Annotated in this window: 2 protein-coding genes; both read right to left on the reverse strand. The window is 65.6% G+C overall.

The features are described 5' to 3' along the window. On the reverse strand, nt 1–1,514 hold a 1,514-nt coding region (gene hutH, locus APH36_RS23625), incomplete at its 3' end, for a histidine ammonia-lyase (protein WP_060500639.1). A gap of 108 nt (nt 1,515–1,622) precedes the next feature. Beyond that, the gene (gene hutU / locus APH36_RS23630) at nt 1,623–3,296 is read right to left on the reverse strand and encodes a urocanate hydratase (RefSeq protein ID WP_016712451.1); all 1,674 of its coding nucleotides are present in this window, start codon (nt 3,294–3,296) and stop codon (nt 1,623–1,625) included. Nucleotides 3,297–3,329: the final 33 nt, after the last annotated feature.

A 3,329-nucleotide genomic window follows, 5' to 3' on the forward strand; every position in this document is an offset into this window, starting at 1 on the left:
CCCGCCGGCAGCAAACCGGTCAGGCTCCCCTTGGCCAACAGTTCCACGGCCTTTTCGATGTCTGGCGCGAAGAAACGGTCACGGTCATAGTGCGGCACTTCGCTGCGCAGCGCCTTGCGCGCCTGCTCCAGCTTCGTGGAAGTCTTCAGGCCTTTGCGCAGGTCCAGGCCCTGGCAGGCGCCCAGCCATTCGATGGCCAGCACGCCACGGGTGTTTTCAGCCATTTCCCACAGGCGCTTGCCGGCAGCCGGGGCCATCGACACGTGGTCTTCCTGGTTGGCCGAAGTCGGCAGGCTGTCGACGCTGTGCGGGTGGGACAGGGCCTTGTTTTCGCTGGCCAGGGCGGCAGCGGTCACCTGGGCAATCATGAAACCGGAGTTGACCCCGCCGTTTTCCACCAGGAACGGCGGCAGCTGGGACATGTGCTTGTCCATCATCAGCGAGATGCGGCGCTCGCTGAGCGAGCCGATTTCGGCGATGGCCAGGGCAATGTTGTCGGCAGCCATGGCCACCGGCTCAGCGTGGAAGTTACCACCGGAAATCACATCACCTTCGGCGGCGAACACCAGCGGGTTGTCGGACACGGCGTTGGCTTCGATGCCCAGCACTTCGGCAGCCTGGCGCAGCTGGGTGAGGCAGGCGCCCATGACCTGCGGCTGGCAGCGCAAGGAGTAAGGGTCCTGGACCTTGTCGCAGTTCTTGTGCGACAGCGACACTTCACTGGAATCGCCCAGCAGGTCGCGGAAGCAGGCGGCGGTGTCGATCTGGCCGCGCTGGCCACGCACTTCGTGGATACGCGCATCGAACGGCGAACGCGAGCCCAATGCCGCTTCGACGCTCAGGCCACCGCAGGCGATGGCAGCAGCGTACAGGTCTTCACCCTGGAACAGACCGCGCAGGGCGTAGGCAGTGGAGGCCTGGGTACCGTTGAGCAGGGCCAGGCCCTCTTTGGCGGCCAGGGTCAGTGGTTCGAGGCCGGCAACCGCCAGGGCTTCGGTGGCCGACAGCCACTGGCCTTTGTAGCGGGCCTTGCCTTCGCCCAGCAGCACCAGCGACATGTGCGCCAGCGGCGCCAGGTCACCGGATGCGCCCACCGAGCCTTTCAGCGGGATGTGCGGGTAGACTTCGGCGTTGACCAGGGCGATCAGCGCGTCGATGACCTTGCGGCGAATGCCGGAGAAACCACGGCTGAGGCTGTTGATTTTCAGCACCATGATCAGGCGCACCAGGTCGTCATCCAGCGGCGCGCCAACACCGGCGGCGTGCGACAGCACCAGCGAGCGCTGCAGGTTTTCCAGGTCGTGGCTGGCGATGCGGGTCGAGGCCAGCAGGCCGAAACCGGTGTTGATGCCGTAGGCGGTACGGTCTTCGGCAATGATCTGCTCGACACAGGCAACGCTGGCGTCGATGGCCGGCGCGGCGCTGGCATCCAGTTGCAGGCGCACGGGCGCGGCGTTGATCGCGCGCAGCTGGGCCAGGGTCAGGGTGCCAGGCTTGAGGGTGAGTTCGGTCACGTTGCTACTCCAAATCGCGTGGAGCCGCAGGCCCGTTTTTCGGTGCCTGCGCGCTCCTTCTTGTTGTTCAGTATCACCCCTTGTGGGGTGTGATCCAAAGCGTGGCGATCACCCAGTGATCATCGGCAGGTCCAGGCCCTGCTCCTTGGCGCAGTCGATGGCGATAGCGTAACCGGCATCGGCGTGGCGCATCACGCCAGTCCCCGGGTCGTTGGTCAGCACGCGGGCGATACGCTCGGCGGCTTCGTCGGTACCGTCGCAGACGATGACCATGCCCGAGTGCTGCGAGAAGCCCATGCCCACGCCACCGCCGTGGTGCAGCGACACCCAGGTGGCGCCGCCTGCGGTGTTCAGCAGGGCGTTGAGCAGCGGCCAGTCGGAAACAGCGTCCGAGCCATCACGCATGGCTTCGGTTTCGCGGTTAGGGCTGGAGACCGAACCCGAGTCCAGGTGGTCACGGCCGATCACCACCGGTGCCGACAGCTCGCCGCTGCGGACCATTTCGTTGAACGCCAGGCCCAGCTTGGCGCGCAGGCCCAGGCCAACCCAGCAGATACGTGCCGGCAGGCCCTGGAAGCTGATGCGCTCGCGGGCCATGTCCAGCCAGCGGTGCAGGTGGGCGTCGTCGGGGATCAGTTCCTTGACCTTGGCGTCGGTCTTGTAGATGTCCTCGGCATCGCCAGACAGCGCCGCCCAGCGGAACGGGCCGATACCACGGCAGAACAGCGGGCGGATGTAGGCTGGCACGAAGCCCGGGAAGTCGAAGGCGTTGGCCACGCCCTCTTCCTTGGCCATCTGGCGGATGTTGTTGCCGTAGTCGAAGGTCGGGATGCCTTGTTTCTGGAAGTCCAGCATGGCTTGTACGTGCACGGCCATCGACTGCTTGGCGGCTTTGACCACGGCAGCCGGCTCGGTCTGCGCACGGTCGCGGTACTGTTCCCAGGTCCAGCCGGCTGGCAGGTAGCCGTTCAGTGGGTCGTGGGCGCTGGTCTGGTCGGTGACCATGTCCGGGCGCACGCCACGCTTGACCAGCTCTGGCAGGATTTCGGCAGCGTTGCCGTGCAGGGCGATGGAGATGGCCTTGCCTTCGGCGGTGTACTTGGCGATGCGCGCCAGGGCGTCGTCGAGGTCGGTGGCCTGCTCGTCGACGTAGCGGGTTTCCAGGCGGAAGTCGATGCGGCTCTGCTGGCATTCGATGTTCAGCGAGCAGGCGCCGGCCAGGGTAGCGGCCAGTGGCTGGGCGCCGCCCATGCCGCCCAGGCCTGCGGTGAGTACCCACTTGCCTTTCAGGCTGCCGCCGTAGTGCTGGCGACCGGCTTCGACGAAGGTTTCATAGGTGCCCTGGACGATGCCCTGGCTGCCGATGTAGATCCAGCTGCCGGCGGTCATCTGGCCATACATGGCCAGGCCTTTGGCGTCCAGTTCGTTGAAGTGTTCCCAGTTGGCCCAGTGTGGCACCAGGTTGGAGTTGGCGATCAGCACGCGCGGGGCGTTGCTGTGGGTCTTGAACACGCCGACCGGCTTGCCCGACTGCACCAGCAGGGTTTCGTCGTCTTCCAGGCGGGTGAGGGTTTCGACGATCTTGTCGTAGCATTCCCAGTTACGGGCGGCGCGGCCGATACCACCGTACACCACCAGTTCTTTCGGGTTTTCCGCGACCTGCGGGTCGAGGTTGTTCATCAGCATGCGCAGTGGCGCTTCGGTCAGCCAGCTTTTGGCGGTCAGCTTGTTGCCACGTGGGGCACGGATTTCAACGTCACGGTATTTGTTGTTGTCGGTCACGGGAAAGGTCCTCTGCGGTCGTCCGCGGGCGGG

This window comes from Pseudomonas sp. NBRC 111133 (genome assembly GCF_001320605.1).
Classification (GTDB): Bacteria; Pseudomonadota; Gammaproteobacteria; order Pseudomonadales; family Pseudomonadaceae; genus Aquipseudomonas; species Aquipseudomonas monteilii.